The organism is Campylobacter sp. W0014, assembly GCF_020135975.1.
GTDB lineage: Bacteria > Campylobacterota > Campylobacteria > Campylobacterales > Campylobacteraceae > Campylobacter_D.
In genome coordinates, this window is record NZ_JACHTR010000002.1 from 61,515 (window position 1) to 88,128 (window position 26,614).

At 29.8% G+C, this 26,614-nt stretch carries 24 protein-coding genes and 2 pseudogenes; 7 read left to right on the forward strand and 19 right to left on the reverse strand.

Translation table 11 applies throughout. The features are described from left to right. Positions 1–85 precede the first annotated feature (85 nt). The 6 genes and pseudogenes from H2277_RS01045 to H2277_RS01070 form a co-directional block, all read right to left on the reverse strand. Complete coding sequence (locus tag H2277_RS01045) at positions 86–646, reverse strand: 2-oxoacid:acceptor oxidoreductase family protein (RefSeq protein ID WP_337200558.1); 561 nt, start codon at positions 644–646, stop codon at positions 86–88. Next, positions 643–1,488, reverse strand: a complete 846-nt coding sequence (locus H2277_RS01050; RefSeq protein WP_337200560.1) for a 2-oxoglutarate ferredoxin oxidoreductase subunit beta — start codon at positions 1,486–1,488, stop codon at positions 643–645. Before H2277_RS01050 ends, H2277_RS01045 begins: the two co-directional genes overlap by 4 nt. Continuing rightward, on the reverse strand, positions 1,489–2,613 hold the full coding sequence (locus tag H2277_RS01055; RefSeq protein WP_337200561.1) for a 2-oxoglutarate synthase subunit alpha: 1,125 nt from the start codon (positions 2,611–2,613) through the stop codon (positions 1,489–1,491). Between the two features lie 10 nt (positions 2,614–2,623). Continuing rightward, positions 2,624–2,935, reverse strand: coding sequence for a 4Fe-4S binding protein (locus H2277_RS01060; protein WP_200280883.1), 312 nt, complete (start codon positions 2,933–2,935; stop codon positions 2,624–2,626). An 84-nt stretch (positions 2,936–3,019) separates the two neighbouring features. Then, a pseudogene (locus H2277_RS01065) lies at positions 3,020–3,807 on the reverse strand (malate dehydrogenase). A gap of 225 nt (positions 3,808–4,032) precedes the next feature. Beyond that, a complete protein-coding gene (locus tag H2277_RS01070; RefSeq protein WP_337200562.1) occupies positions 4,033–6,579 on the reverse strand; it encodes an AsmA-like C-terminal domain-containing protein in 2,547 nt (848 codons plus the stop codon). Here H2277_RS01070 and mltG point away from each other — a divergent pair. The 5 genes from mltG to H2277_RS01095 all read left to right on the forward strand — a co-directional run bounded on the left by mltG (position 6,494) and on the right by H2277_RS01095 (position 10,614). Then, the gene (mltG, locus tag H2277_RS01075; RefSeq protein ID WP_337200563.1) at positions 6,494–7,495 is read left to right on the forward strand and encodes an endolytic transglycosylase MltG; all 1,002 of its coding nucleotides are present in this window, start codon (positions 6,494–6,496) and stop codon (positions 7,493–7,495) included. The two genes, H2277_RS01070 and mltG, sit on opposite strands and share 86 nt — an antisense overlap. A 65-nt stretch (positions 7,496–7,560) precedes the next feature. Then, on the forward strand, positions 7,561–7,992 hold the full coding sequence (flgB, locus tag H2277_RS01080) for a flagellar basal body rod protein FlgB (RefSeq protein WP_337200564.1): 432 nt from the start codon (positions 7,561–7,563) through the stop codon (positions 7,990–7,992). 9 nt (positions 7,993–8,001) lie between these two features. After that, positions 8,002–8,496 carry a flagellar basal body rod protein FlgC gene (flgC, locus tag H2277_RS01085; protein WP_337200565.1) on the forward strand — a complete coding sequence of 165 codons (495 nt, stop codon included), beginning with the start codon at positions 8,002–8,004 and terminating at the stop codon, positions 8,494–8,496. 6 nt (positions 8,497–8,502) lie between these two features. Further along, positions 8,503–8,802, forward strand: a complete 300-nt coding sequence (gene fliE / locus H2277_RS01090; protein ID WP_337200566.1) for a flagellar hook-basal body complex protein FliE — start codon at positions 8,503–8,505, stop codon at positions 8,800–8,802. A gap of 6 nt (positions 8,803–8,808) precedes the next feature. After that, entirely contained in the window at positions 8,809–10,614 is a 1,806-nt protein-coding gene (locus tag H2277_RS01095; RefSeq protein ID WP_337200567.1) for a penicillin-binding protein 2, read from the forward strand. Here H2277_RS01095 and H2277_RS01100 read toward each other — a convergent pair. From H2277_RS01100 to H2277_RS01145, 10 genes and pseudogenes are all read right to left on the reverse strand, one after another. Next, positions 10,611–11,051, reverse strand: coding sequence for a hypothetical protein (locus tag H2277_RS01100; RefSeq protein ID WP_337200568.1), 441 nt, complete (start codon positions 11,049–11,051; stop codon positions 10,611–10,613). The two genes, H2277_RS01095 and H2277_RS01100, sit on opposite strands and share 4 nt — an antisense overlap. A gap of 8 nt (positions 11,052–11,059) precedes the next feature. Beyond that, positions 11,060–11,368, reverse strand: a complete 309-nt coding sequence (locus H2277_RS01105; protein WP_337200569.1) for a rhodanese-like domain-containing protein — start codon at positions 11,366–11,368, stop codon at positions 11,060–11,062. Next, positions 11,365–13,194, reverse strand: a complete 1,830-nt coding sequence (htpG, locus tag H2277_RS01110) for a molecular chaperone HtpG (protein WP_337200570.1) — start codon at positions 13,192–13,194, stop codon at positions 11,365–11,367. The genes H2277_RS01105 and htpG overlap by 4 nt, the downstream gene beginning before the upstream one ends. Positions 13,195–13,256: 62 nt before the next feature. Continuing rightward, positions 13,257–13,625, reverse strand: coding sequence for a fluoride efflux transporter CrcB (gene crcB, locus H2277_RS01115; protein ID WP_337200571.1), 369 nt, complete (start codon positions 13,623–13,625; stop codon positions 13,257–13,259). After that, positions 13,613–14,317 (reverse strand): lysophospholipid acyltransferase family protein, encoded by a 705-nt coding sequence (locus tag H2277_RS01120; RefSeq protein ID WP_337200572.1) that lies wholly within the window; start codon positions 14,315–14,317, stop codon positions 13,613–13,615. The genes crcB and H2277_RS01120 overlap by 13 nt, the downstream gene beginning before the upstream one ends. Beyond that, a complete protein-coding gene (locus H2277_RS01125) occupies positions 14,295–15,485 on the reverse strand; it encodes a hypothetical protein (protein ID WP_407928549.1) in 1,191 nt (396 codons plus the stop codon). Before H2277_RS01125 ends, H2277_RS01120 begins: the two co-directional genes overlap by 23 nt. Beyond that, positions 15,421–16,132 (reverse strand): annotated as a pseudogene (purQ, locus tag H2277_RS01130) (phosphoribosylformylglycinamidine synthase I). The gene H2277_RS01125 and the pseudogene purQ overlap by 65 nt, the downstream one beginning before the upstream one ends. Next, a complete protein-coding gene (gene purS, locus H2277_RS01135; RefSeq protein ID WP_337200575.1) occupies positions 16,132–16,377 on the reverse strand; it encodes a phosphoribosylformylglycinamidine synthase subunit PurS in 246 nt (81 codons plus the stop codon). The pseudogene purQ and the gene purS overlap by 1 nt, the downstream one beginning before the upstream one ends. A 10-nt stretch (positions 16,378–16,387) precedes the next feature. After that, entirely contained in the window at positions 16,388–17,098 is a 711-nt protein-coding gene (gene purC, locus H2277_RS01140) for a phosphoribosylaminoimidazolesuccinocarboxamide synthase (RefSeq protein WP_337200576.1), read from the reverse strand. Further along, positions 17,095–18,351 carry a S41 family peptidase gene (locus tag H2277_RS01145; protein ID WP_407928550.1) on the reverse strand — a complete coding sequence of 419 codons (1,257 nt, stop codon included), beginning with the start codon at positions 18,349–18,351 and terminating at the stop codon, positions 17,095–17,097. The genes purC and H2277_RS01145 overlap by 4 nt, the downstream gene beginning before the upstream one ends. 233 nt (positions 18,352–18,584) lie before the next feature. Here H2277_RS01145 and H2277_RS01150 point away from each other — a divergent pair, with 233 nt between their 5' ends. Together H2277_RS01150 and H2277_RS01155 are read left to right on the forward strand one after the other, a co-directional pair. Next, positions 18,585–18,872, forward strand: a complete 288-nt coding sequence (locus H2277_RS01150; protein ID WP_337200577.1) for a metal-sensing transcriptional repressor — start codon at positions 18,585–18,587, stop codon at positions 18,870–18,872. Between the two features lie 125 nt (positions 18,873–18,997). Then, positions 18,998–21,577, forward strand: coding sequence for an AAA family ATPase (locus H2277_RS01155; protein WP_337200578.1), 2,580 nt, complete (start codon positions 18,998–19,000; stop codon positions 21,575–21,577). Between the two features lie 23 nt (positions 21,578–21,600). On the opposite strand, the gene H2277_RS01160 is transcribed toward H2277_RS01155, so the two are convergent. The 3 genes from H2277_RS01160 to alaS are packed head-to-tail and all read right to left on the reverse strand — an operon-like array spanning position 21,601 to position 26,599. Further along, the gene (locus H2277_RS01160; protein WP_337200579.1) at positions 21,601–23,523 is read right to left on the reverse strand and encodes a penicillin-binding protein 1A; all 1,923 of its coding nucleotides are present in this window, start codon (positions 23,521–23,523) and stop codon (positions 21,601–21,603) included. Beyond that, positions 23,520–24,071, reverse strand: coding sequence for a septum formation inhibitor Maf (gene maf, locus H2277_RS01165; RefSeq protein WP_337200580.1), 552 nt, complete (start codon positions 24,069–24,071; stop codon positions 23,520–23,522). The genes H2277_RS01160 and maf overlap by 4 nt, the downstream gene beginning before the upstream one ends. Further along, positions 24,065–26,599, reverse strand: a complete 2,535-nt coding sequence (gene alaS, locus H2277_RS01170) for an alanine--tRNA ligase (protein ID WP_337200581.1) — start codon at positions 26,597–26,599, stop codon at positions 24,065–24,067. Before alaS ends, maf begins: the two co-directional genes overlap by 7 nt. Between the last annotated feature and the right edge of the window lie 15 nt (positions 26,600–26,614).

A 26,614-nucleotide genomic window follows, 5' to 3' on the forward strand; every position in this document is an offset into this window, starting at 1 on the left:
TTTGATTATAAAATTTTAATCGTTAAAAGTAGCTAAACTACAAAATCTTTAATTAATAAAATTTGGGATAAAAACCCCAAAAAAACTATAATTGAACAGGCTTGCTCTCTTTAGCGTATTTAACACCCAAATCAAAAGCTTTTGAATTTGCGTCGCGAGTTTTTGGCGGAACCATATGCAACATTGTCTCCTTTAAAACATCTAAATTAATACATTTACTCATATAAGCAGCGATAGCCAAAGCTACAACAGATTGGGTTGCAACATTACCCACTTCATCTTTAGCTATAGCAATAATTGGAATTTTAAAAATCTGCCATCTTTTATAATCCTCATTTTCAGGATGCACCAAATTAGGCTCTATAACGATAATTCCACCTTCTTTTACGCCACTACGAAAACCTTTATAACCCTTATCAGCAGTTGAAAGCATAAAATCAACTTCTCCTTCTACAGCATAAGGAAACAGAATTTCTTTATCGTCTATGATAATATCTACTTTTGTAGGGCCCCCTCTTACTTGAGAAGTATAAGTTGATGCTTTAAAAGCTTGACGTCCTTCTTTGATTGCAGCCTCAGCTAAAATCTCTCCTGCAGTGATGACTCCTTGTCCACCTTCACCGCCAAATCTTAATTGATATTTCATTTCAAAGCTCCTAAATCAACCATTCTTTTTTCTTTGGCTGCACGACGCACTTCCTCATAAGCTTGACAATATTCTGGTTGAGAATTATCTTCATGCAAAACCCCAGTTGGAAATTTATCTTTTCTTTCTTCAAAATCCATATTTTCGAATTTAGCTTTTTCTACAACACGATTTTTAATCCAATCAAGCATTGCAGTTGCTTCTCCCATCTTATTTTTTCTTCCTAGATTGATATGACAATTTGAAAAAACATCAACAAAGCTATAACCTTTGTGTGCTAAAGCTTTATAAATTAAATTTTCAAGTTTATTTGCCTCTATTACATTCCCTCTTGCAACAAATGAAGCTCCTGCAGCTTTTGTTAATTTACAAGCATCAAAATTTGGATCAATATTTCCAAATTGTGCAGTTACGGTATAAAAACCTTTAGGAGTTGTTGGAGAAGTTTGCGAATTTGTGAGTCCATAAATAAAATTATTAATCACTATATGCGTTAAATCTATATTTCTACGACAACCATGTATAGTATGATTTCCGCCAATTGCTAAAGTATCGCCATCTCCGCTGACTACAATGACATGTTTGGTTGGATTTGCTAATTTTATCCCCGTTGCATAAGCAATGGCTCTACCATGTGTAGTATGTACAGTATTGCAATTAACATAAGAACTCATCCTACCACTACAACCAATCCCTGAAACAAGACATACATCATCCATGCTCCAACCAAGTTTTTCAATTGCGCGGATAATACATTTTAAAACAACGCCATCCCCACAACCCCAACACCATTGAGTTGGGAGTTTATCAGTTCTTAAATATTCATCATAATTAAATGCCATTTATATATTCTCCTTCACTTTAGCAATAATTTCACTAGGGGTAATAGGACGCCCATTTGCACGATGCAAACTGATAAAGTCGCGACGCGAACTCACCCTTTCAATCTCTTCAAGATATTGACCCATATTTAATTCCGTTACCATAACTTTTTCAAATTGACTCACCACTTTAGCAATTTTTTTCTCTGCTACAGGATAAAGAGTGATAGGACGAAAAAGACCTACTTTAATCTCATCTTCTCTAAGCCTTTGAATAGCTTCTTTCACCGATCGACTTACACTTCCATAAGCTATAATTAAAAATTCAGCATCATCAAGCATGTATTCTTCATAAGTGCAAATATCTTCACGATTATTATTAATTTTACCTATAAGTCTTTCTATATTTTTTTTTACTATAGCTCCATCTTCTGTTGGAAAACCGATATCACCATGATGAAGCCCTGTCACATGGTAGCGATAGCCTGTAAAAAAAGGATTAAGAGTTGCAGCTTCATTTTCGCCAGCTGCATAAGGTTTATAATCTTTTTTATCGCCTTCAAATTTTTTACGGTTATAAATTTTAATGTCTTTTAAATCAGGCAATATCGCTTTACCATTCATATGTCCCACTGTTTCATCCATGAGTAAAAACACAGGAGTCATGTATTTTTCAGCCAAATTAAAGGCTCTAATGGTTTCTAAATAAGCCTCTTCAAGCGAAGCGGGTGCAATGGCTATGCTTGCAAAATCTCCATGAGTTGGAGCCTTTGCTTGAAACAAATCCCCTTGTGCTACGCGAGTTGGCAAACCTGTTGAAGGTCCGCCGCGCATAACATTGACTATTACTAGTGGAATTTCAGCTATAAATGCAAGTCCAATTTGCTCTGCCTTTAAAGAAATTCCTGGACCACTACTTGCCGTCATAGCCTTTACTCCGCTCATTGCTGCGCCAATAGCAACACTTATCCCTGAAATTTCGTCTTCCATTTGTATAAAAGTTCCATCATTAGCTGGAAGCAAATGACTTAATTCGTGAGCAATTTCACTACTTGGGGTAATAGGATAACCTCCAAAAAATTTACAACCACAATCAATGGTAGCCTGTGCAATTAAAACATTACCTGTTGCTATAACTTCTCTCATTGTTTTTTTCCTAAGCTAATTTTTTATATTGATTATTTCTAACAGCTAAAGCTCTATCTTTAGCTTCTGGTGTAAGTTTGGCAAATTTAAATTCATCTCTTTTAGCCACCATAATAGCAAAATCGGGACAATGCGTTTCACATTCAGTACAACCTATGCAAGATTCTGGATGAACCACCTCTATCATTTGTCCTAAAACAGCATGCACATCATCACGCATAGCTAAAACACCTGCTGGACAATAACTTACACAAATATTACAAGCTTTACATCGATGCTCATCTACCCATACTGGAGTATCTTTTGGAGCTTTTAGACTCATTATTTCTTTCCTTTTTTATTTAATTCTTGATTTATTATATCTAAAATAATTCAAACTCAACTAAGAAATTTATAAAACTTTTTTTTAATTTTCTTTTTTATAATAATATTTGAGCAAAGATAATTCTAATTTTTGTTTTTCTTTGGCACTTAATTTAATAACCATAATTTTAACCACGCCTTTAAGACTTAATCTTACCATCACTCCAAAGACTTTATTTTTAATCCCAAAAATTAATTACACTCATAGGCGCCAATTCTCTACTTCTTATTGGTTCTATCATTCTAATACAAGCACAAGTCGGAGCCAAATAAGCTGAAGTAGATATTAATCCACCTGTTTTAACTTCATTTTCCAAATCTTCAAATTCTTTTCATCTTAAAAACTCATCTATATTTTTACCATTAATTTTTGTATGAGATTTAACCAAAATCATATCATCATTATGAAAGCATATAAGTTTGGTCTATTGAATATTTTAATCTTTAATTTTTTAGCCAACTTATAATAAAATGTGCATTATCTAAAAACTCCTACCATAGCAACATTTTTTAGATGAAAAAAGCTTGCTTTTGTACAAGATAATTAAGCAAAAATATTGGAATTAGGTTTTAAAGCTATTCTCCGCCTTGATCTTTTTAAGTAAATCCCACGCTAAAATAATGGTATCAGAATTTTTAGTATATGTATATTCTTGAGTACAAATTAATTTAAGATCTAAATTAAAAGCAGCTATGCTTTAAAATGACTCCAATTCTTTTACAATCAACATTTTTTCATTTATCAATCATAACAATTTTACTAACTAATTCACGTAAAATCAAACCATAAGAAAGACTTAAACCTATATTTCCTGAACCAATAATTGTAATTTTTTCATCCTAATTTTTAGCTTTTGGGTAATTTTGTAACACATTGTTTTTATTTTAATTCACTTAATAATAAGCAATTTTAAAATATTAATAAAAATTTTGATAATAACCATCAAAAGATGGACTTTCTTAAATTATTATCTTTAATTATTAAAAATACATTGCGAATATAAAAAATTGCAAAGATATAATTAAAGTTTATTTTAACTTAAAAATAAACTTTAATTATTCAAATAAATTTTTAGGCAACTGTACAATGTTTTTAATCAAGTTAAATGGAGTTTTTAAAGTATCGGTTAAAATTTGGGTATGAAATTTTGGATCATCAAGCTTTCCATTCACCTTAATATTTGTACTTATTTCTTGATTTTTTCCTAAAATAACATAATTTAAAATCGGAACTTTTGAAATAGTTTCAGAGGCTGATTTTAAAGTTTTTAGCTCTAAATTCAAATCTATAGTATCAAGACGTAAATTCGCGCTACCCAAACCATAAATATCAACGCTATCTCCATCTAAATTAATAGCACTAAAACTCAATAAATCTTTTTTTCGATTAAAAATAACTTTTCCATTTTGAAATTTTAAACCTTTTTTATTAAAGGTTGGAGTTTTAAACATCAATAAACTAGGAACCGTATCGATAAACGAGATTAGCTGATTGACACCTTTTAAATCTTTCACAAAAGTATTTTTAAAATCAAATTCTCCATCAAAATAATCAACCCCACTTCCAATAATGCTTAAGTTAAAAATTCCATCTTGCACTGTTTGCTTCTGTAAGAATTCGTTTAAATATTGATCGTTTATATTTTTAACAAAAAGTTTTAAATCATCCGGACTATAATAAAAATTTAAATTTGTACTCCCCCTTGAACCTTGCACATTTAAAACATTTCCATTTAAATCCACTTCCAATTTATCAAAAGCTAAAGTTTTATTCATATCAGCCAATACTAAAGCGCAATTAGCCCCACTAAAAATAATATTTTGTTTATTTTTGCCAATATCAAAACTATTTGAAGAATCTTTGTCTTTTTTATAAACATAAGTTAGATTTTTTATTTGTATTTCTTTTTTAAGTGAAGATATTGTAGCGCTTATGAGATCACTTTGAGTATTAATATATATAATATCATTTTTTCTTACAACACTAAAACTATCTTTATTGTAAGGTGTTTGATTATTGATAAATAAATCATGGTTAAAACTAACTTCTTGTGCTTGCAAATCAAAATCTTTAAAATCTAAAGTTTTAAAATAAACACTCTTAACCTCGCTAAAACCAAAATCTTTAAGAGCTTTAGAATAAGAAATTAAAACATTGGGATTGTTTAAATTGATTTCTAATCCATTTTTAAAATTAGTTATCAAACTCCATTCTGGTATAGTCAGCACATCTTGATTAAAATCCAAATTAAGAGTGATATTTTGATTTTTAACATCCAACAAATCATCATCAAAATGCAACTTATAAAGCTGAATATTAAAAATTCCTTGTTTGTCTTTTAGATTGATTTTGGCATTTATATTGGCTTTAAAATACTGATTTTCTACATTAGCATCTTCTATATTTAAATTATCCTGCGCTAATCTAATCAAGCCCTTAGAAATATTCATATCAGCTAAAGATATATTGGCATTATTTAAATAAAAAATTCCATTATAAAGAAATCGCCCTTTCTCATGAAAATCAATTTTAAGTTCCAAATCCGTCTTAATAGATCCGCTTTTTTGATAAAAAGGCAAGTTAAGATGATAATTTTGCAAAGCTTTTTCAAGTTTTTCATCCAATTTTAAATTATCAGATTTTATACGCAAATAAATTCCAGCTTTTTCCTCGTTAAAAAGATTGTACAAATAAACCTTACTTTCACTCAAATCTGATCCATTATAAGAGGCTTTATCAAATTGAAAGTCTAATCTTTGCTGACTTAAATTTAAATCAACTCTTGTAATTTCAATAGCATTCATATTGCTATCCAAAAGCACCTTAACTTTACTAATATATCCTAAAGCATTAATATTATCTAAGTAATAATTATTTTGTTTAAAGTCTATAAAACCTTGTAAAAAATCTAAATGATAAAATTCTCCAATAACATTTTTAAACAACCAATCATCTAAAGTTTTATCTAAGGTAAAATCTTTTCTAATCATAGCTGCTATATTTTGTATATTTGTTACATTTAGATCATTAATTTTGTAAAGTAATTTATTATCTTTATAACTTATCGTGCTTTTAAAAGCTAAATTACTACCATTTGCATTTAAATTTAAATTATAAAAATTACTTTTTGTTTTTATTTCTAAAACACCATTTAAATTTAAATCATATTTTTTAAGTTTTAAGGAATTAATCATTCCTAACAAACCACCTTTATTTACAGTAAAAGAAGCTTTTAAAAAAACATCATCACTATCGATAAAATAATCACCATCCTTAAATAAAATTTTTAACTTTTGATTCTTAAAAGATAAATTTTCAATATTCACCTCTTCGATCAAATAATACAAATATTTTAGATTTTTCATTACCTTTAACAAAGCTTTAGAGTCAAAATTAGAATTATCATTTGAGGTATTATTTAAATTTAAAGCAATATTTTTTGCTCGAAAAATAAGTTTTTTATCTAATTTAATATATAATTGCTGAACCTTTAAAAAATCAAATTGGATACTAGAAATGAATATTCCGTTTTTTAGCACTAAAAATATAATTGATAATAATACAAATAATACTGCTAGTGTATATAATATTTTCTTTTTCATGCGCAACTTCTTATTGATATTGATTTTGGGAATTTGTTATTATTTAACTCAACCTTTAAAAAGCGATTCTGTTATTTTTATACCAAAAGGCTCTATTACTCAGATTATATCATATCTTAAAGAAAAAAAATATGAAATGAGCACTATTGATAAATATATTTTATTTTTTTTAGGGCACCCGCAATCTGGATGGATTGATATGAATGCCCAAAAACTAAATAGAATTGAATTTTTATACAAATTAACCATCGCTAAAGCTGCGCTTGAAACAATCACTTTGATTCCTGGAGAAACAAGTGTTGTTTTCCTAGATCAAATTTCTAAAAAATTAGGACTTAATAAAGAAATACTTTTATCCGAATTTCAAAACCAAGCTCCTTATTTAGAAGGGGTTTTTTTACCAGAAACCTATGAAATTCCAAAAGGAATTTCAGAAAGCTTATTGATAAAAAATTTACTTGCTATCTCTGAAAAATCAAATCAAACCACTTCTAAGAAAATTTTTGGACAATACAATCCCAAAAAATGGCATCAATATATCATTATAGCTTCTGTTATTCAAAAAGAAGCTGCCAATGAATCAGAAATGCCTATAGTTGCTAGTGTAATTTACAATCGTCTTAAAAAAGGTATGAAATTACAAATGGATGGGACTTTAAATTATGGAATTTATTCTCATGAAAAAGTTACACCTCAAAGAATCAGGCAAGATAAAACTTTTTATAATACTTATAAATTTGAAGGCTTGCCAAAAGAAGCAGTTTGTAATGTTTCTTTAGCTGCAATTCGTGCAGCTATTTTTCCAGCAAAAACAGACTATTTGTATTTTGTACGCGACAAAAATACTGGAGTGCATATTTTTACAAGTAATTTAAACGATCATAATAAAGCCATCAATTTACAAAAAAATAGATAAAAATTTGCAAAGTTGGAACAATATTTGCTTATTAATTTTAAAATTATAAATAAAAAGGATAAAAGATGATTGATCCATTTAAATCAAAAGAACTTGTTACTAGTGCTTTAGCAGGTAGAAATCTTAGAAATCAATTGATCAATTCTAACCTCGCAAATGTCGACACTCCTTTTTATAAATCAAGAGATATAGAATTTGAAACTGCTTTAGTACATCGCGCTAATGAAATTTTTAAAAAGAGCGATGATAAAGAATTAAAATTAGCTGTAACAGAAAAAGGACATCAAGAACCTTGGAAATTTCCAGATCCTAATAAATCAACCATTTATTTAAGAGACGGACACTTAGCAAGAAATGATGGCAATACCGTAGATTTGGATGTTGAGACTACAGAAATGAGTAAAAATACAGTTATGATTACAGCTCTTGATGGGGTTTTAAGAAGACAAAGTAATATATTTAGCTCCATACTTGATGCAAGTTCTAAATTAAGTTAAAGGTAAATTATGGCATACTTAAGTGATTTTGATATTAGCGGATATGGTTTAAGCGCTCAACGTTTTAGAATGAATGTTATTAGCTCCAATATAGCTAATGCAAATACAACTAGAACGGCAGAAGGCGGACCTTATAGAAGACGCGAAGTGATCTTTAAAGCAACGGATTTTGATAAACTTTTAAACGAACAAATCAGTAAGGATAATAATTTTTTAAAATATGAAAATCCTTTAAACGATCTAGACTCTCCAGAAGAAGCTAAACCAGCTATTCAAAGTGTAGTTGTGGATAAAGTTGTAAGAGATGATAAAGATTTTAGAATGAAATACGATCCAAGCAATCCTGATGCAAATGCTGAAGGTTATGTGGCTTATCCTAATATCAATCCTGTAATTGAAATGGCTGATTTAATCGAAGCAACAAGAGCTTATCAAGCAAATGTCAGTGCTTTTACAAGTGCAAAAACTATCGCGCAAAGCGCAATTGATTTATTAAGAGGATAATAACGAATGAATAATATTAATGATTTAAGATTAAATAATATTTCAAAAGCAAGTGCAAACCAAAATATACAGCAAAATAACATTGGTGATGAATTTGCTAAAATGCTTAAAAATGAAATCGATGATTTAAACAAAACTCAAAAAACTGGCGAAGCTGCTATGACAGATATTGCTACAGGACAAGTTAAAGATTTACACCAAGCTGCTATTGCTATTAATAAAGCTGAAAGCAGTATGAAATTTATGTTAGAGGTTAGAAATAAAGCTATTAGTGCTTATAAAGAAATTACAAGAACTCAAATTTAAATTTCTATGCAAGAAAATAAAAAAAATCGTGTTTCAAAAGTTGCCTTTGCTTATTGTATGGCACTTTTGTTTATGATTATTTTTTTAAGCTCAACCTTTATACTCACTTCTAAACGTCATATTCCCAATACCGAAAAAGATCAATATTCTTTAGCTTTACGTGGTAATATTATCACAAAAGATAATTTTACCGTTACAACCTCAAAGCAAATTTATCGTGCTGAAATTGATTTAAGAAGTATTGATAGAGATAAGTTTGATCTTTTTTTAAAACTTTTTCAAATCTATAGTGGATTTAGCGATAAAGAAATTGCAGATATAAGAAAAAGGATGCAAAATCAAAAAAAACGCTCCTATAATTTTATCCTTTCTCAAAATTTAGACTCTAAGCAAGCCAACTATCTTAAAGATCTTGCAAAAAAATTATATATACAAGGATTTTTTAAAGCATTTGCCAATAATGCTGGTAAAGTTGAAACTAGAGGTTTAAATATTATCGAACATGAAGAAGATAGAATTTATATGTCACACGATGCACTCACTCCTGCCATAGGCTATACAAAAGTTGTCTTGGATCCAGAAAGTGGGATTTTAAAAAATATCGGTGTTAAAGGCTTAGAAAAATACTATGATCAATGCTTAAGCCCCTTGCAAAATGAAAAAATTCAAGGTTTAAAAGATATCGGTGGAAATATCATTTTAAATTTAAAATCACTACAGCAAAAAAAAATCAATGGTTGTGATTTATATCTTAATGTTTCTTTAAAACTTCAAAAAAGTATTGAAAAAGCCATTGATGAACGCAATGAAGATCTAAAGGCTAATGAAATTATCGTAGGAGTTATGGATAGTAAAACGGGAAAAATTTTAGCCCTAGCAAGCTCAAGACGTTACGATCCTGAAAATCGTAGTAAAGATTTATCGGTGTTAAATGCTAGCGCCATTGAATACGGCTATGAAGCAGGATCGGTAATCAAACCTTTTATTTTTATCACTGCATTAAGACTTAATAAAATAACTCTTGATGAAATCATTGATACTTATGGCGGATCCTATAAATTGGGACGATTTACCATTAGAGATGATCACAGAATGGATAAAATGACCGCTGAGGAGGTTATAAGATATTCTTCAAATATAGGGATGATTCAAATCGCGCAAAGACTTAGCAATTTAGAAATTATCACAGGTTTAAAAACCTTTAATTTTGGAAATAAAAGCGGTATTGATCTTCCTTATGAACAAAAAGGAGAAATTCCAAACCCTAAGCATCTAAGAGAAATAGAAAAATCGGTACTAAGCTATGGCTATGGACTTAAGACCACTTTTATGCAATTACTGGCTGCATATAATGTTTTTAACAATAATGGAGTTTATATTACTCCGCGTTTAGCTGAAAAATATTATCAAGATGGACGTTTTGTTAGTTTAGATAATGATATAAAAAAAGAAACTATTTTAAACCCACAATCAGCTCAACTTATGCAAAGAATATTAATCGACGTTATCGAAAAAGGAACCGGAAGAAAAGCTTTCACAAAAGGAGTTACTTTGGGAGGCAAAACAGGAACAGCTAGAATTGCCGAAAGACAAGGTTATACTTCAAACCGCTACAACGCTTCATTTTTTGGCTTTGCCAATGACGCTACACACGCTTATACCGTAGGAGTTTTAGTAAGAAATCCTACCAAGCCTTATAGTTATTATGCGGCTCAAAGTGCTTTGCCAATGTTTAAAGATGTGGTTAATATTTTAATTAATGAAGATTTTTTAAAACCAGTACTTGATAACAATCAAACGACTACAAATTAGTTGCCTGATTTAAATTTTAATCTTTGAAATTCTTGCATTAAAAATTTTCTTAAATTTTCTGATTCCTCTTCGCCATTTTCTAAAAAATGAATTAAAATATTTTCTATTTTTTCTAAAAATTCAAAAAGTTCATTTTCCCAAATATTATTATTTTTATTGCTCAAATTCATTGTTTGGATAAAAGTAAGTTCTCTACTTGCATCACTGAGTTTTTCTAAAAATTGATCTTTATCAGTTTGATTTTTCAATTTTATTTCTTCTATGCGATCCTTAAAAGCTCTGATTTTATCATTAATCACTTCGCAAAATTCTGGATAAATATCCATCTTTATAGGCTCTAATAACGCTTTTCTATCAACATTTAAAATGATTTTTTTTACAGCAAAATAAAGAAATAAAAAAGACAAAGCAGCTATTAATAAATATATTCCTATCATTGATTTCCTTAAAGCGCTAACATTCCACCATCTAAATTCACACTATCTAAACCAAGCTGATCTTTGATATACTGTGCAGCCAACATACTTCTATGGCCACTGCGACAAATAAAAGCTATTTTTTTATCAGATTTTTGTTTAGTTTGAAATTCTCGCAAAAAATTTTCATTTAAAAATCCCTTATGATCATAAAATGAAACGCACTCAGCATTAGGTAGTACACCTTCCTCCCATTCCAAAGGAGTGCGAACATCAAAAATTTGATATTCGCTTAAATCTTGTTTTGTCCAAACACTAGCTGGAATATTCTCTATCATGAAAAAGCCTTTGTGATGATTTTAGCCAAACTTGTATTAAATTCAGAAGCATTTTCAATCCCCATACCTTCACTAAGTTTAGCCATATTTAATACCAAAATTGCAATATCGCTATAGAATGTTTCATTATTTTTAAGTCCTGAAAAAATCGCATGCTTTGGATTGATTTCTAAGATAGGCTTTATATTTTGCTCTTGTCCCATTTGCTTTAAAAGCTGCTGCATAGCAAAATCAGGTTTATTTTTATCAAAAACAATACAACTTGGACTATCCTTTAAACGACTAGTTAATCTTACATCTTCAACCTCATCTTTTAAAAGTTCTTTAAATTTAGCTACAAGTGGAGCATATTCTTTCTTCTCTTCATCACTTAATTCGTTTTTATCTTCAACTTGATTAATGGCTATAAATTTTAACCCTTCATACTCTCCAAGCATAGGAGTTACCAAAGAATCAATCTCATCATCCATTAAAAGTACTTCTATATTGTTTTGCTTATACTCTTCCAATAAAGGTGAATTTCTAAGTAGACTTTCATTATTTCCTGTAATATAAAAAATTTCTTTTTGATCTTTTTGTAAATCATTTTTATATTCTTCCAAAGAACGCAAATTTTCACCTTTGGTGCTTTTATAAAACATAAGTTTTAACAAACTTTCTTTTTCTGTTCCAAAACCATAAAGCCCTTCTTTTAAAACTTTTCCAAAAGTTTTAAAAAAATCTAAATATTTATCTTTGTCTTTATTTTTTAATTTTTCAAGTTCGCTAAGTATTTTTTTAACACTCGCTTCTTTAACTGCTTTTAAAATTTGATTTTCTTGCAAAATTTCACGACTTACGTTCAATGGCAAATCTTCAACATCGATAATCCCTCTAACAAAACGCAAATAAGTCGGTAAGAGTTCTTTATCATCATCGCTAATAAAAACACGTTTTACATAGAGTTTAAGTCCGCTTTGATAATCCACTCTAAAAAGATCAAAAGGAGCATTTTTTGGAATGAAAAATAAAGAACTATATTCTAGTTTTCCTTCGCTTTTGGTATGAAGATATAACAAAGGCTTATTAGAATCATGGAAATTTTGTTCATAAAATTTTTCATAATCTTCAACTTTAAGGTTTGTTTTTTGCATTCTCCAAAGAGCATTGGCTTTATTGATTTGAGTGATTTTTACTTCACTCTTTCCTTCTGTTTCACCCTCTTTAGCTGGGATATACTCTTCTTTTTCCATAAAAATTGGAAATTGTATATGATTTGAATATTTTTCTATAATGCTTTCAATTTTATAAGAATTAGCAAATTCGTCATCTTTTAAATAAAGCGTGATCATGGTTCCTTGCTCTTCTTTTTTAGCGTCTTCAATTTCATAACCATTTGCATCAGAAGTCCAAAGATAAGCTTTATCATCCAAAGCTTTTCTACTTAAAACTTCAATTTTATTTGCCACCATAAAAGCAGAATAAAATCCAACACCAAATTGCCCTATAAGTTGAGAATCTTTCTTAGCATCACCGCTTAAATTCTCTAAAAAGCTTTTTGTACCACTCTTTGCAATGGTTCCTAGGTTATTAATCAAATCTTCTTTATTCATACCTATACCATTATCACCAATAGTTAAAGTTTTTTTATCTTTGTCTATTGTAATTTCTATTTTAGGATCAAATTTTAAGCTCTTATAAGAGTCATCACTGACACTTAAAAAATTCAATTTATCTAAAGCATCACTAGCATTAGAAACGAGCTCTCTTAAAAAAATTTCCTTATTTGAATATAAAGAATGAATCATCAATTGTAAAAGTTGATTAACTTCAGTTTGAAATTGCATTTTTTCTCCTTTGTATTTTTCAAATGCGTTATTTTAGCAAAAAATACATAATTGTAAAAAATTTATTTAAAAATTATAAAACCAAGCCAAACTGCCAATAAACACAAAATGACATTAAAAACAATATTGAGAAAAAGATGAAAATAATTTCCATTTTGCAAAAGCATTAAATTTTCATAAGAAAAAGTAGAAAAAGTTGTAAAAGCTCCTAAAAATCCTGTATTGATAAAATTTTTAAGTAACGGAGATAAACCTTTATTTTGTGCATAAGAAAAACAAAGTCCTATAACAAATGAGCCCAAAACATTTACAAAAAGAGTACCAAAGCCAATAGCATGTGGAAAAATTTTATTGATAAAATTAATACTTAACATTCTAAATACAGAACCCAAAAAGCCGCCTATGCCTACAATTAAAATCATATTGAGCATGATTTCATTCTTTCTTGATCTAGTATTTCTTGCATTTTTTTTCTAGTATTTTCAAGCCATCTCTCATCACTAGTATCTACTAAATCCATACAAATAATCCTTAAATTTCCACCACTTCCTACGCTAAAACTTTTTGTATCTAAAATTTTAGCAGAATCTACGATCAAAATAGGCTGAACTTTTAAATTCAATTTTTCAGTTAAAACTTTAGCCCCACTTTGAAATTTAAGCATTTTTTCTGTTTTTGAACGCGTTCCTTCAGGAAAAATGGCTAAAACTCTATCTTCGCTTAGCCTTTCTTTAGCTTCTTTTAATACGCGTACTAAATCTCTTGGATTTTTTCTATCAATACAAAGCAATTTTGGTTTTTTTATAGTGATTTTAAAAAGTGGAATTTCTCCAAGTTCTTTTTTTGCAATCCAGCATAAATTTTTAGGGTATAATTCCTCTAAGGCAATAATATCTAATGCGCTTTGATGATTCATTAAAATCATATTTGCATTGGGATTAAATTCACCCACAAGCTCTGTTTTATAAAAAATAGTATATTTTTGAAATTTAGCCCAAATTCTACGAATCTTCCAAAGGGTATTTTGGGAATTTACAAAACAAAAGCAACATACTACAATTAAAATACTAAAAATAAAAAAAATCCAAAAATATAAAGCTTTAATTTTTTTGTAAATCTTCACGAAGCACCCATCCTATTTGACCATTTTTAAGAATTACTTTGATATAATCTAATCTTTTTCCTAAAATTTTAACTTTTTCATTAGAATGAGCTGTATAGAAAAAAGTTGAAGGCTCTGTTGGTAAAATTCTTGCCCTTGAACCTGCTTTTAAAATACCGCTTTTTACGCTTGTATCTATAAAAAAACTTAATATGAAACATATTATTGCTAAAGCTAAAATAATATAATTTTTTCTCCATACAAACAAAAGTGCAAAAACAAATGTAAAAAACCAAAGTGCATATTGTTTATAAATATTAAAATCTTTATTGGTAGGATTTAAATCACTTTGAGTGCTAATTTCATCATCACTAATAACAAGTCCAAAACTCATATTTTCAAGACTTTTAGTATCTTTATTGAAATAAGAAAAATCAAAATGGGTTTTAGATGATGGAAATAAAGCATAATAAAAACCAGTAGAAGCGTTAAAATCACCTTTTAAATTTTCAACTCCTTGTTTTTGAACACCATCGATATAAAAACTTTTAAGATTTGTATTGGTAGCATTTAATTCAAGCATAACAATGATGCTATTATTATCAAAATTTTTAGTTTTTATCTTTTTTACTTCTAAAGAGCTTGCTACTAAGTGTGAAAAATGATTATCACTTGGTGTGATTTCATATCTGATTGGATTTAAATTTAAAGCAGATTGCTGAAAAGCTTCTCCATTTCTGAGCAATTGAATTGAAATTTGCTCTAAAGAGGCATTGGAAGTCTTAGCCTCAAACCATAAAGTTGCTACATACTCACCTTGTATATTTTTCCACTTTGCATCAGAATTTAAAAAAAGCAAGTCATCATTCTTTTTTACATTGATCTTAAAATCAAAATTAGTATTTTCAGTTGTTTTTGCATGAATGGTAATTGGAAAAACTTCTCCAACATAAACCTTGTGTGGATATTCATCATTTGTAAGTACCAAAGAGCTTTGCGGGATAAAAGGATCTTCAATATTACTCGTATCGATGTCGGTATTTTCATCACTTGGAGCAATATTTTGATAAATTTGCTGCTCTTCTTTTGGTAATTTTTCTAACTCTTTTTGCACTTTTTGAGCATCAAAAACAGAGATTTCTTTTTGAGCAAAAAGACTGCAAGAAAATAAAATTATAAAAAATAATATTCTCACATAAAACCTTCTAACATTTTTAAGCCTATTTCATTACCCAAAACATTATCACAAGCTCTTTCAGGATGTGGCATAAGACCAAAAATCTTTTTATTTTCATCACAAATTCCAGCAATATCGCAAACAGAACCGTTAGGGTTTGGTTGATATTTTAATGTGATTAAGTCCTTATCTTCTAATTCTCTTAAAACATCCTCTTTTGCGTAGTAATTTCCTTCTCCGTGTGCAATTGGTAAATTAATAATATCATCTTTTTGAAAATTCCTTAAAAAAACATTTTGATTTGAAACCACTTTTAGATCTTGATTTTTTGAAATAAAACTTAATTTTTCATTGTGTTTCATTGCACCTTTTAAAAGACCACTCTCTAAAAGAATTTGAAATCCATTACAAATTCCTAAAATATAGCCTCCTTTTTTAGCGTGCTCAAAAACACCTTGCATCGCAGGAGCAAGTTTAGCAATCGCTGCGCATCTTAAATAATCTCCATAAGAAAATCCACCAGGTAAAACAACCAAATCAGCTGTAAATTCTTTTTGCTCATGCCAAATTATTTCGGTTTTAGCTCCAAGTTTGCTAAATGCATATTCTGTATCAAATTCACAATTTGTTCCAGGAAATCGAATAATTGCTACTTTCATTATTTCTCACTTATACTCAGTTCATAATCTTCAATTACATTATTAACCAGTAATTCTTCGCACATTTTTGCAATACGTTCTTTAGCTCTTGCTTTATCTTTTTCATCTAAATCAATGATGAGTTGTTTAGCCATTCTCACTTCTTTAACTTCGTTAAAATTTAAAGAATGCAAAGCCTTTTCAATAGCTTTACCTTGAGGATCTAAAACCCCATTTTTTAAAAAAATATTTACCACTATTTTCATTAAATATACCCTAACTTAAAATTCTTTTTAAAACTTCTTCATAAGCAACTTTTACGCTACCTAAATTCTGACGAAATCTGTCTTTATCTAATTTTTCATTGCTAAATTTATCCCAAAATCTACAGCTATCTGGACTGATTTCATCAGCTAAAACAAGCTCATTATCTTTAGTTATACCCAATTCTATTTTAAAGTCAATTAATCTTAAATTTTTAGAATCAAAAAATGGAGTTAAGATGGAATTGATCTTTTTAGCGATATTTTTAATCTCTTGAATTTGCACTTCATCTTGAACTAAATTTAGAATCAAACAATGATCATCATTAATAAAAGGATCGCCTAAAGCATCATCTTTTAAACAAAATTCAACCAAAGCAAAAGGTAAAACCTTACCATCCTCTAAGCCTAATCTTTTTACGATCGAACCTGTGGCAACATTGCGCACTATTACTTCTATAGGGATGATTTTGCATTTTTTTACTAATTGTTCTGTATCGCTAATACAATCAACTAAATGAGTTTTAATACCATTTTTTTCAAGCAAATGAAAAATTTCTGTGCTAATTTTACAATTTAAAGCCCCTTTACCGCTTTCGTTTCCTTTTTTTTCAGCATTAAAAGCTGTTAAATCATCTTTAAATTCGCTGATTAATAAATTTTCATCATCAGTTTTAAAAAGCTTCTTTCCTTTTCCCTCATACATTAAATCTTTTTTTGTCATAACGTACCACCCTTAATATTTAATATTTTCACCGCATCAATAGCAGATTTTAATTGTGCATCTTCATAAATTTGTTTCGATGTAATGATGTTTTTATCACTTTTCTCTTCTTTTTTCTCTTCTTTTTTGTTATCAGTTTTTTGAAGTTCATTTTCTAGGTGCTGTTTTAATTCACTTTCTTTTAGACTAAAGCCTTCTTCTTGGGTGCTTACTTTTCCAGGAAAAACTTCAATATCCGGCTTTACACCTATAGCTTGGATAGTACGGCCACTTGGCAAATAATATCTTGCTATAGTCAATCTTAATGCTTCGGTTTTATTAATAGGGATGATTTGCTGCACACTGCCTTTTCCGAAAGTATTTTCGCCAACAATTACAGCTCTTTTTAAATCTTGCAAAGCCCCACTAACAATCTCACTCGCGCTTGCACTTCCACCATTGACAAGCACCACTAAAGGAGCATTGGAAATTTTATTTTTTGCTTCTGCTTTATATTCTTGATTTTCACTAACCATGCGTCCTTTTTGAGAAACGATCACACCTTTATCTACAAATAAATTAACTAATCCTATAGCCTGACTTAAAAGTCCGCCTGGATTATTTCTAAGATCTAAAATAACCCCTTTAACATTAGGATATCTTTTAAGCTCTTTGCTTGCAGAATCGACTACATTTTTATCAAAATTGGTCACTCTTAAATACAAAATATTCTCTTTTTGGATCAATTTTGCATAAACGCTCTCAACCTTTATAATATCTCTCATAAGAATTACATCAAAAGGCTTAGTAGAACCTTTTCTAAAAATGGTTAAAGTGATTTCAGTTTTTGGTTTGCCACGCATTTTTTCCACAGCATCGTTTAAATTCATACCCAAGGTTGCTTCATTGTTTATTTTTAAAATGATATCGCCTGATTTTATTCCTGCTTTATCTGCAGGAGTTCCTTCCATAGGAGAAACAACAGTCAAAGCTCCATCTTTCATACCTACCGTAATTCCAAGTCCTCCAAATTCACCATTAGTTTGAATTTTCATATCATTGAAATCTTTTTCGTTTAAAAAAGAAGAATGTGCATCAAGATTGCTCAAAAGTCCAGATAAAGATTTATCAACCAAATCACTTATATTTTCATCATCAACATAATATTGCTCAACTATAGCTAAAGTTTTTGTAAGCTTATCTAAAGCTTGCAAACGTTGTTCTAATTTTTTATTATCGTCAGCTTTGGCATGTAAATTTCCAACAAAAAAAATACAAAAAGCCAAAGAGCTTACAAAACCTAATAAAGTGGCTAAAGATCGTTTTATCTTCAAGTGAAACTCCGTTAAAATTTTTTATCATATTCTAAAAGCAAATTTTAATAAAAAATACTTAAGAAATCGTAAATTAAACATAAAAATTTACATTGTCTTTTCTTTTATTTTTTATGCTAGAATGATTTTAAATTTTTACTTTGAAAAAAATCAAAAGATTTTTAGGAAGATAAATGCAAAATGTAAAAAAACATCAACATTCTCAAAAACATATTAAAGCGATCAGCAATAGACTTAGTCGAACAATAGGACATTTAGAGGCAGTTAAAAACATGGTAGAAAGAGATGAGGATTGTAGCAAAATTTTAATACAGCTTGCCGCCATTAAAGCAGCGGTTAATAATACCGCAAAAGCTGTTTTAAAAGAACATTTAGCTCATTGCATCCATCATACATGCTCTGAAGAAAATAAACAAAGCATAGAAGATCTTAATAAAGCTATTGATATGTTTGTAAAATAGGGTTTTTATTTAAACTTTACAAAAATTAACTTAAATATATTTATAAAATAATATAAAATAACTTGACATTATATGACTAAAGTTATATAATACATCTTATATAAATTAATAAAAAAGGAATCAATATGGCAAATATACAAGATTATTTAACAGACTCTATGCTTTCAAATGTTGAAAGTGCAGCATCTTTGGCAATATATTCTAAAAATAATGAAATTGTTCCTTTGCATCTTTTTTGGGCTTTGTGTGTTGATAGCTCAAGTTTACTTAATCAAATACTTAATAAGTTAAATATTTCCAAAGAAGCCTTAGAACTTGAAATTAAAAGCAAAATTTCTAAATTACCAACAAGTTCAAATGTTACTAAAGAAACCATTAGATTTTCAAATGAATTTATCAACTCTTTAGAAAGTGCTAAAGGTTTAATGAGTGCAAATGGAGACAGTTATTTATCCGTAGATACTTGGCTTATTAGCGAAAGTGAAAAGAATCCGATTAAAGAAATTTTATCTAAGTTTTTAGATCGTAAAGAATTTCAAAAAGAATTACAAAATTTAAGAGCTGGAAGAAAGATTGATAATAAAACAAGCGATGAAACTTTAGATAGTTTAAATAAATTCGGTATTGATCTAACTCAAAAAGCAACTCAAGGAGAACTAGATCCAGTTATTGGAAGAGAAGAAGAAATAGAAAGACTTATGCAAATTCTTATCCGAAAAACTAAAAACAATCCTATTTTACTTGGAGAACCTGGAGTTGGAAAAACCGCAATTGTTGAAGCTTTAGCACAAAGAATAATTAAAAAAGATGTGCCAACTTCTTTACAAAATAAAAAAGTTATTGCGCTTGACATGAGTGCTTTAATAGCAGGTGCAAAATACCGTGGCGAATTTGAAGATCGTTTAAAAGCAGTAGTTAATGAAGTAATTAAAAATAAAAATATCATCTTATTTATAGATGAAATTCACACCATAGTAGGAGCTGGAGCGAGTGAAGGGAGTATGGATGCAGCTAATATCTTAAAACCTGCTTTAGCCAGAGGTGAACTTCATACCATAGGCGCTACTACTTTGAAAGAATACCGCAAATATTTTGAAAAAGACGCGGCTTTACAACGCCGTTTTCAACCTGTAAATGTTCCTGAACCTAGCATCAATGAAGCTTTAGCGATGCTAAGAGGGATCAAAGAAAAATTAGAAATTCATCATAATGTTACAATCAATGATAGTGCTTTAGTCGCAGCTGCTAAGCTTTCAAAACGCTATATAGCCGATCGTTTTTTGCCCGATAAAGCTATTGATCTGATCGATGAAGCCGCTGCTGAACTTAAGATGCAAATTGAAAGCGAACCTAGTTCTTTAAGAAAAGTAAGAAAAGACATTGAAACTTTAGAAGTTGAAAATGAAGCTTTAAAAATGGAAGATGATAAAAAAAATGAAAAAAGAATAGAAGAAATCATCAAAGAATTAGCCAATTTAAAAGAAAAACAAAGCGCATTAAATTCACAATTTGAAAACGAAAAAGGCGTTTTTAATGAAATCAGTACCAAGAAAAAAGAAATTGATCTTTTAAAAAATGAAGCCAATTTAGCTAAAAATAAAGGCGAATTTCAAAAAGCAGCTGAATTAGAATATGGAAAAATTCCAAGCCTTGAAAAAGAAGTGCAAAACTTAGAAGAAAAATGGAAAAAAATGAGCGAAAATGGCGTGTTACTTAAAAATCAAGTGGATGAAGACTTGGTCGCTGGAATTTTGAGCAAATGGACAGGTATTAGCGTGCAGAAAATGCTTACTTCTGAAAAACAAAAATTCTTAGAGGTTGAAAAGCACTTAAAAGAAAGCGTTATAGGGCAAGATAAAGCCTTAAATGCTTTAGCAAGAGCTATTAAACGCAATAAAGCAGGACTTAATGCAGACAATAAACCTATAGGAAGTTTTTTATTTTTAGGACCAACTGGAGTAGGAAAAACCCAATCAGCTAAAGCTTTGGCAAAATTTTTATTTGATGATGAAAAGGCTATGATACGCTTTGATATGAGTGAATTTATGGAAAAACATAGCGTTTCAAGACTTTTAGGAGCGCCTCCAGGATATATAGGGCATGAAGAAGGTGGAGAACTAACCGAAGCAGTGCGTAGAAAACCTTATAGCGTTCTTTTATTTGATGAAGTTGAAAAAGCTCATAAAGATGTTTTTAATGTACTTTTAGGAATTTTAGATGATGGAAGAGCAACAGATAGCAAAGGCGTAACGGTGGATTTTAAAAATACCATTATTATTTTAACCTCCAATATCGCTTCAAACGCAATCATGACGCTAAATGGAGAAGAGAAAGAAAATGCGATCAAAAATGAATTAAAAAATTTCTTTAAACCTGAATTTTTAAATCGTTTAGATGATATCATTACTTTTAATCCTTTAGGACAAGATGAGGCTTATGAAATTGTCAAACTTTTATTTAAAGATTTGCAAAATAGCTTATCAAACAAAGGTATCAAAGCAAATTTAAGCGAAAATGGAGCGCTTTTAATCGCAAAAAATGGTTTTGATCCTGACTTTGGAGCTAGACCATTAAAAAGAGCTATTTATGATATGATAGAGGATAAATTAAGTAATATGATCTTAACTGATGAACTTAACGAAAATGATAACATTTTAATCGATGCTGAAAATGATGAAATTATAATCAAAAAAATACAAAATTGAAAGTAGAAATTTCTACTTTCAATTTAAAACAAAATCTCATTTTCATTTAAATTGATATTATTTCTTGGCAAAGGTGATTTATCTGTATAGTAAGCACTTTTGCCTTTATAAGTTCCTTGATAAACTCCATTTGGAATGCTAAATTTTCTTGTTGTATTTGGGAATTTCTCTATATATTGAGTTAAAAAGTTCTTAAATACCGGTGCTGCAGTTCTAGCTCCACTTTCTATATAACGCATTGGTTTATTATTGTCATTTCCATACCAAATCAATGCTTCAATTTCTGGGGTAATCCCGCAAAACCAAGCATCGACATTTTTATTTGTCGTTCCCGTTTTTCCAGCTATATCTATACCTTTAATCTTAGCATTGCGACCTGTACCGCTTTCTACAACATTTCTCATCATATCGAGCACTAAAAAGCTTTGCTCTGGATTACTCACTCTATGTTCACTTGAGTCAAATTTCATGATCACTTTGCCATCTTTATCTTGAACTTGCCTTATAATTTGAGGTTCTTTTATCACCCCATAATTTCCAAACATGGTATAAAATTTAGAATATTCCAAAGGAGAAATTCCAAAACTTCCCAAAACTATAGATAAATTTGGCGGAATATCCTTAAAACCAAATTCCATTAATTTAGAATAAAGCACATCAAGCCCGATATCAAGCGCGAGATTAATCGTAGCAAGATTTCTAGAGCGCGTTAAAGCTTCTTTAAGGGTAATCAAACCTAGGAATTTTCCACCATCATTTTTAGGTTTCCAAACCTTATCACCACCTGAAAAAATCCTAGAAATGTCCGCAATTTCACTCATAGGAGAATAACCTAAATTAATCGCTACTTGATACACAAAAGGCTTAAAAGAGCTTCCTGGCTGACGCATACTTTGGGTAGCACGATTATAATTGCTTTTTTCATAATCCACTCCACCAACAAGTGCCAAAACATCACCACTTTGATGATTAACAACCACCATAGCACCATTTAAAGTGCTTAAATTTGCATCTTTATCACGCTTTACAATTTCATCATAGCCAAATTTTAAAGCATTTTGAGCCATTTCTTGAACATCTAAATCAATATTTAAAGTGATCTTATAGCCACCCGTTTTTAAATCCTTAATGCTAGAATTAAGTTGCTTCATCACCTCATCAACAACATAAGGAGCGGCATTTTGAGTTAAAGTGTCATTATAAATTTTAGGCACCTCTTTCATAGCACTATCATAATCACTTTTAGAAATCCAGCCCAAACTATACATTCTTGTTAAAACATTATTTGCCCGTGAAATAGAAAGATCTAAATGTTTGGTTGGATCATAGCTGCTTGGTGCTTTAGGAATACCAACTAGCATTGCAATTTCCTTAAGACTTAATTCGCTTAAATTTTTATGAAAATAGCCTTGCGCAGCAGTTTTTACACCATAATACCCATGTCCAAAAAAGATAAAATTCAAATACCTTTCTAAAATTTGCTCTTTAGTTAGCAAGGTTTCAATTTTATAGGCAAGCAAAGCTTCTCTGATTTTTCTTGTGATGGTTTTTTCTGGAGTTAATTCTGTATTTTTTATAAGTTGTTGAGTAAGAGTAGAAGCACCTTCTACAGGCTTACCAACATTTTTTATCACTTTCAATCCTGCTCTAAAAATAGCATCGATATTAACACCATTGTGCTCAAAAAAACTCGTATCTTCAATCGCCACCAAAGCTTCAATCAAACGCGGAGGCAATTCATCATACTTTGCATAAAAACGATGCTGTTCAAAGATATTGGCGACTAATTTTCCATTTCGATCGAAAATTTGCGTTGTAAGAGGTGGTTTATATTCTTTAAAAGTATAATCTTGAGTATCTACACTTGTAAAAAGATATCCAACATAAACAACACCTGCGATTAACAATAAACCAAAAAATGAAAAAATATATCTTAAAATTTTCATAAATAAGCCTTTAAAGTTTGGATATCAAGCCCTAAAGCTGTACTTGAATTTCCTATTTGTTTTTTTATAAATTGTCCATGAAAACCTTCATGCATAATACAACCTGCTTTGCCTTGAAAAAGATTATTTTCAACATAATCTCTTAAAGCATTTTCATCAAATTTTCTAAAATAAAGCGTTGTTTTAGAAAGAGAAAAAACTCTTTTTTGAGTATTAACCAATAAAAAAGCACTCAAAATACTCACACTTTTACCATCTTGCAAAGCGAGCATTTCATAAGCTTCATTTTTATCCTTCGCTTTGGTTAAAATTTTATCCCCTACACAAACAATACTATCAGCAAAAAGCACGGTTTCATTTTCAAAGTCTTTTTCAAAAGCAGCAAAAAATTGTTTTTCTTTTTGAAGAACAACATTTTGAACATATAAACTTGCTAAAATATTTTTATTTAAATTTTCATCATAATTAAAAGTAATTTGTTTAAATTCAATATTTTCCTCTCGGAGCAATTTTGCCCTCGAAGAAGAACTTGATGCGAGAATTAACATTGAATTGCTTTTTCTATATGATCCAAACTTTGCTTTAAAGCTTCATCAAGTTTAATTATATCTTTACCACCTGCTGTGGCAAAATCATCTCTTCCACCACCATTTCCACCTAAAATTTGCGCCACTTCTTTGACTAAAACTCCAGCTTTTAAAGGAGCGTCTTTTACCCCAGCAGCAAGAAGAACTTTACCCTCTTTTACTTGAGCAAGTAAAATCACAGCTTTGCTAAATTTATTTTTAAAATCATCAATCATAGCTTTAATATCGCCGTTTTGGATACTTTCAACGCAAATTTGTATCCCGTTGATATTTTTTGATTTTAATTCTATTTTGTTTGAATTTCTTAATTCTTCTTTTAGGGTAATAATTTCGTTTTTAAGTTTTTTTATCCCATTTAAAACATCATTATTTTTTAATTCTTCTTTAATTTTAGCCATTTCATCAAGCTGATTTTTTACAAAATTTAAAGCCGCTTTAGATACAACCGCTTCTATGCGTCTTATGCCTGCACTCACACCACTTTCTTTAACGATATAAAAACTACCAATCTGTGCTGTATTTAAAACATGAGTTCCACCACAAAGCTCTTTACTTTCTCCTAGAGTTAATACGCGAACATTATCTTGATATTTTTCATTAAATAAAGCTATAGCTCCGCTTTTTTTTGCTTCATCTAAAGACATACTTTCAAGCACTGCATCGCTTGAAAGTATAATCATTTCATTGACTCTTTTTTCAATACATTCTAGTTCTTCTTTACTTAAAGCCTTAGGATGGGTAAAATCAAATCTTAATTTATTAAATTCCACCAAAGAGCCTGCTTGAGAAACATGACTGCCTAAAATTTCTCTTAAAACATGATGTAAAAGATGGGTTGCTGAGTGATGACGTGCGATTTGCTCTCTTTTTTCAAAATCAATTTTTGCTTTTATATGATCATTGATTTTTAATTCTTTATTAGCATTTACAAAACTAAGATTAAGTCCAAAGAATTTTTGAGTGTCTAAAACTTCACAATCATCTAAAAATCCCACATCAGCACTTTGCCCACCACTTGTTGCATAAAAAGGCGTTTTTTCAAGCATCACCCAACCTTTACCCTTAAGGCATGAAATTTCTTTAAAATTTTCATCCAAAAGAGCGAGAATTTTAGTTTCGCATTCTATTTTTTCATAACCAACAAATTCATTTTCTCCAAATTTTTCAAGCAAAATCTTAAAATCACCGCTTGCATTTTTACTTCCACTTCCTTTCCAAGAAGCCTTAGCACGTTCTTTTTGTTCTTGCATTAAAGCTTCAAATTTTTCCTCATCTACTTTAAGATTTTTTTCTCTAAGCATATCTTGAGTTAGATCAAGCGGAAAACCATAAGTATCATAAAGCTTAAAAGCAACTTCTCCGCTGAAAATTTCTTGAGTGTTTTTAAGCTCTTCGTTAAAGATTTCAATTCCATTTTCTATAGTGCTTAAAAATCTTTCTTCTTCAAGTCGAATTTGCTCTTTAACAAATTCTTTTTTTTCATTTAAATAAGTGTAATGATCTCCCATCAAATGGCAAACTATATCGACTAATTTATACATAAAAGGCTTTTTAAATCCCAACAAATAACCATGTCTTAGAGCACGACGCAAAATTCGTCTTAAAACATAACCTCTACCTTCTTTATCAAAATTTGTCCCTTGGGCAAGTAAAAACACGCTAGAGCGTATATGATCAGCGATCACTCTAAAGCTTGCACCACTTTCATATATATATTCTTTTTTGCAAAGTTTGGAAATTTCATCAATAATTGGCATAAATAAAGAGCTATCAAAATTACTGAATTTTCCTTCCTTGATCGCCATAACTCTTTCAAGACCCATTCCTGTATCGATACTTGGCTTTGGTAAAGGACTTAAAGTCCCATCAGCGCTTCTTTCATATTGCATGAAAACAAGATTCCAAATTTCTAAAAATCTATCTCCATCTCCACCCATATAATCTTCATCGCTATTAAAATGTTCAGCGCCTTGATCATAAAAAATTTCACTGCAAGGACCACAAGGGCCTGTATCGCCCATTTGCCAAAAATTATCCTTATCTCCAAATTTATAAATTCTTTCTTTTTCTATGTGCTTTTGCCAAATTTCAAAAGCTTCATTGTCATCTTGATGAACGGTTACATAAAGTCTATCTTTAGGAAGTTTTAAAATTTGAGTAACAAACTCCCAAGCATAAGAAATCGCTTGCTCTTTAAAATAATCTCCAAAGCTAAAATTTCCAAGCATTTCAAAAAAAGTATGGTGGCGTGCTGTATAACCAACATTATCTAAATCATTATGTTTTCCACCTGCTCTAATACAAGTTTGACAACTTGTTTTTCTAGGAGGATTTGGACGAGGAAATTCTCCGGTAAAAATACTTTTAAAAGGCACCATACCTGCGTTAGTAAAAAGTAAAGTTGCATCATCAGGAACTAAAGGGCTTGAAGGGACGATTTCATGTCCTTTAGAAGCAAAAAAATCCAAATAAGCTTTTCTAATATCCATAAAGACTTCCTAAAA

Coding starts and splice junctions, on each gene's coding strand:
- H2277_RS01045 (WP_337200558.1), bottom strand. CDS start 646: ATGAAATATCAATTAAGATTTGGCGGTGAAGGTGGACAAGGAGTCATC.
- H2277_RS01050 (WP_337200560.1), bottom strand. CDS start 1,488: ATGGCATTTAATTATGATGAATATTTAAGAACTGATAAACTCCCAACT.
- H2277_RS01055 (WP_337200561.1), bottom strand. CDS start 2,613: ATGAGAGAAGTTATAGCAACAGGTAATGTTTTAATTGCACAGGCTACC.
- H2277_RS01060 (WP_200280883.1), bottom strand. CDS start 2,935: ATGAGTCTAAAAGCTCCAAAAGATACTCCAGTATGGGTAGATGAGCAT.
- mltG (WP_337200563.1), top strand. CDS start 6,494: ATGAATATTCCGTTTTTTAGCACTAAAAATATAATTGATAATAATACA.
- H2277_RS01070 (WP_337200562.1), bottom strand. CDS start 6,579: ATGAAAAAGAAAATATTATATACACTAGCAGTATTATTTGTATTATTA.
- flgB (WP_337200564.1), top strand. CDS start 7,561: ATGATTGATCCATTTAAATCAAAAGAACTTGTTACTAGTGCTTTAGCA.
- flgC (WP_337200565.1), top strand. CDS start 8,002: ATGGCATACTTAAGTGATTTTGATATTAGCGGATATGGTTTAAGCGCT.
- fliE (WP_337200566.1), top strand. CDS start 8,503: ATGAATAATATTAATGATTTAAGATTAAATAATATTTCAAAAGCAAGT.
- H2277_RS01095 (WP_337200567.1), top strand. CDS start 8,809: ATGCAAGAAAATAAAAAAAATCGTGTTTCAAAAGTTGCCTTTGCTTAT.
- H2277_RS01100 (WP_337200568.1), bottom strand. CDS start 11,051: ATGATAGGAATATATTTATTAATAGCTGCTTTGTCTTTTTTATTTCTT.
- H2277_RS01105 (WP_337200569.1), bottom strand. CDS start 11,368: ATGATAGAGAATATTCCAGCTAGTGTTTGGACAAAACAAGATTTAAGC.
- htpG (WP_337200570.1), bottom strand. CDS start 13,194: ATGCAATTTCAAACTGAAGTTAATCAACTTTTACAATTGATGATTCAT.
- crcB (WP_337200571.1), bottom strand. CDS start 13,625: ATGCTCAATATGATTTTAATTGTAGGCATAGGCGGCTTTTTGGGTTCT.
- purS (WP_337200575.1), bottom strand. CDS start 16,377: ATGAAAATAGTGGTAAATATTTTTTTAAAAAATGGGGTTTTAGATCCT.
- purC (WP_337200576.1), bottom strand. CDS start 17,098: ATGACAAAAAAAGATTTAATGTATGAGGGAAAAGGAAAGAAGCTTTTT.
- H2277_RS01150 (WP_337200577.1), top strand. CDS start 18,585: ATGCAAAATGTAAAAAAACATCAACATTCTCAAAAACATATTAAAGCG.
- H2277_RS01155 (WP_337200578.1), top strand. CDS start 18,998: ATGGCAAATATACAAGATTATTTAACAGACTCTATGCTTTCAAATGTT.
- H2277_RS01160 (WP_337200579.1), bottom strand. CDS start 23,523: ATGAAAATTTTAAGATATATTTTTTCATTTTTTGGTTTATTGTTAATC.
- maf (WP_337200580.1), bottom strand. CDS start 24,071: ATGTTAATTCTCGCATCAAGTTCTTCTTCGAGGGCAAAATTGCTCCGA.
- alaS (WP_337200581.1), bottom strand. CDS start 26,599: ATGGATATTAGAAAAGCTTATTTGGATTTTTTTGCTTCTAAAGGACAT.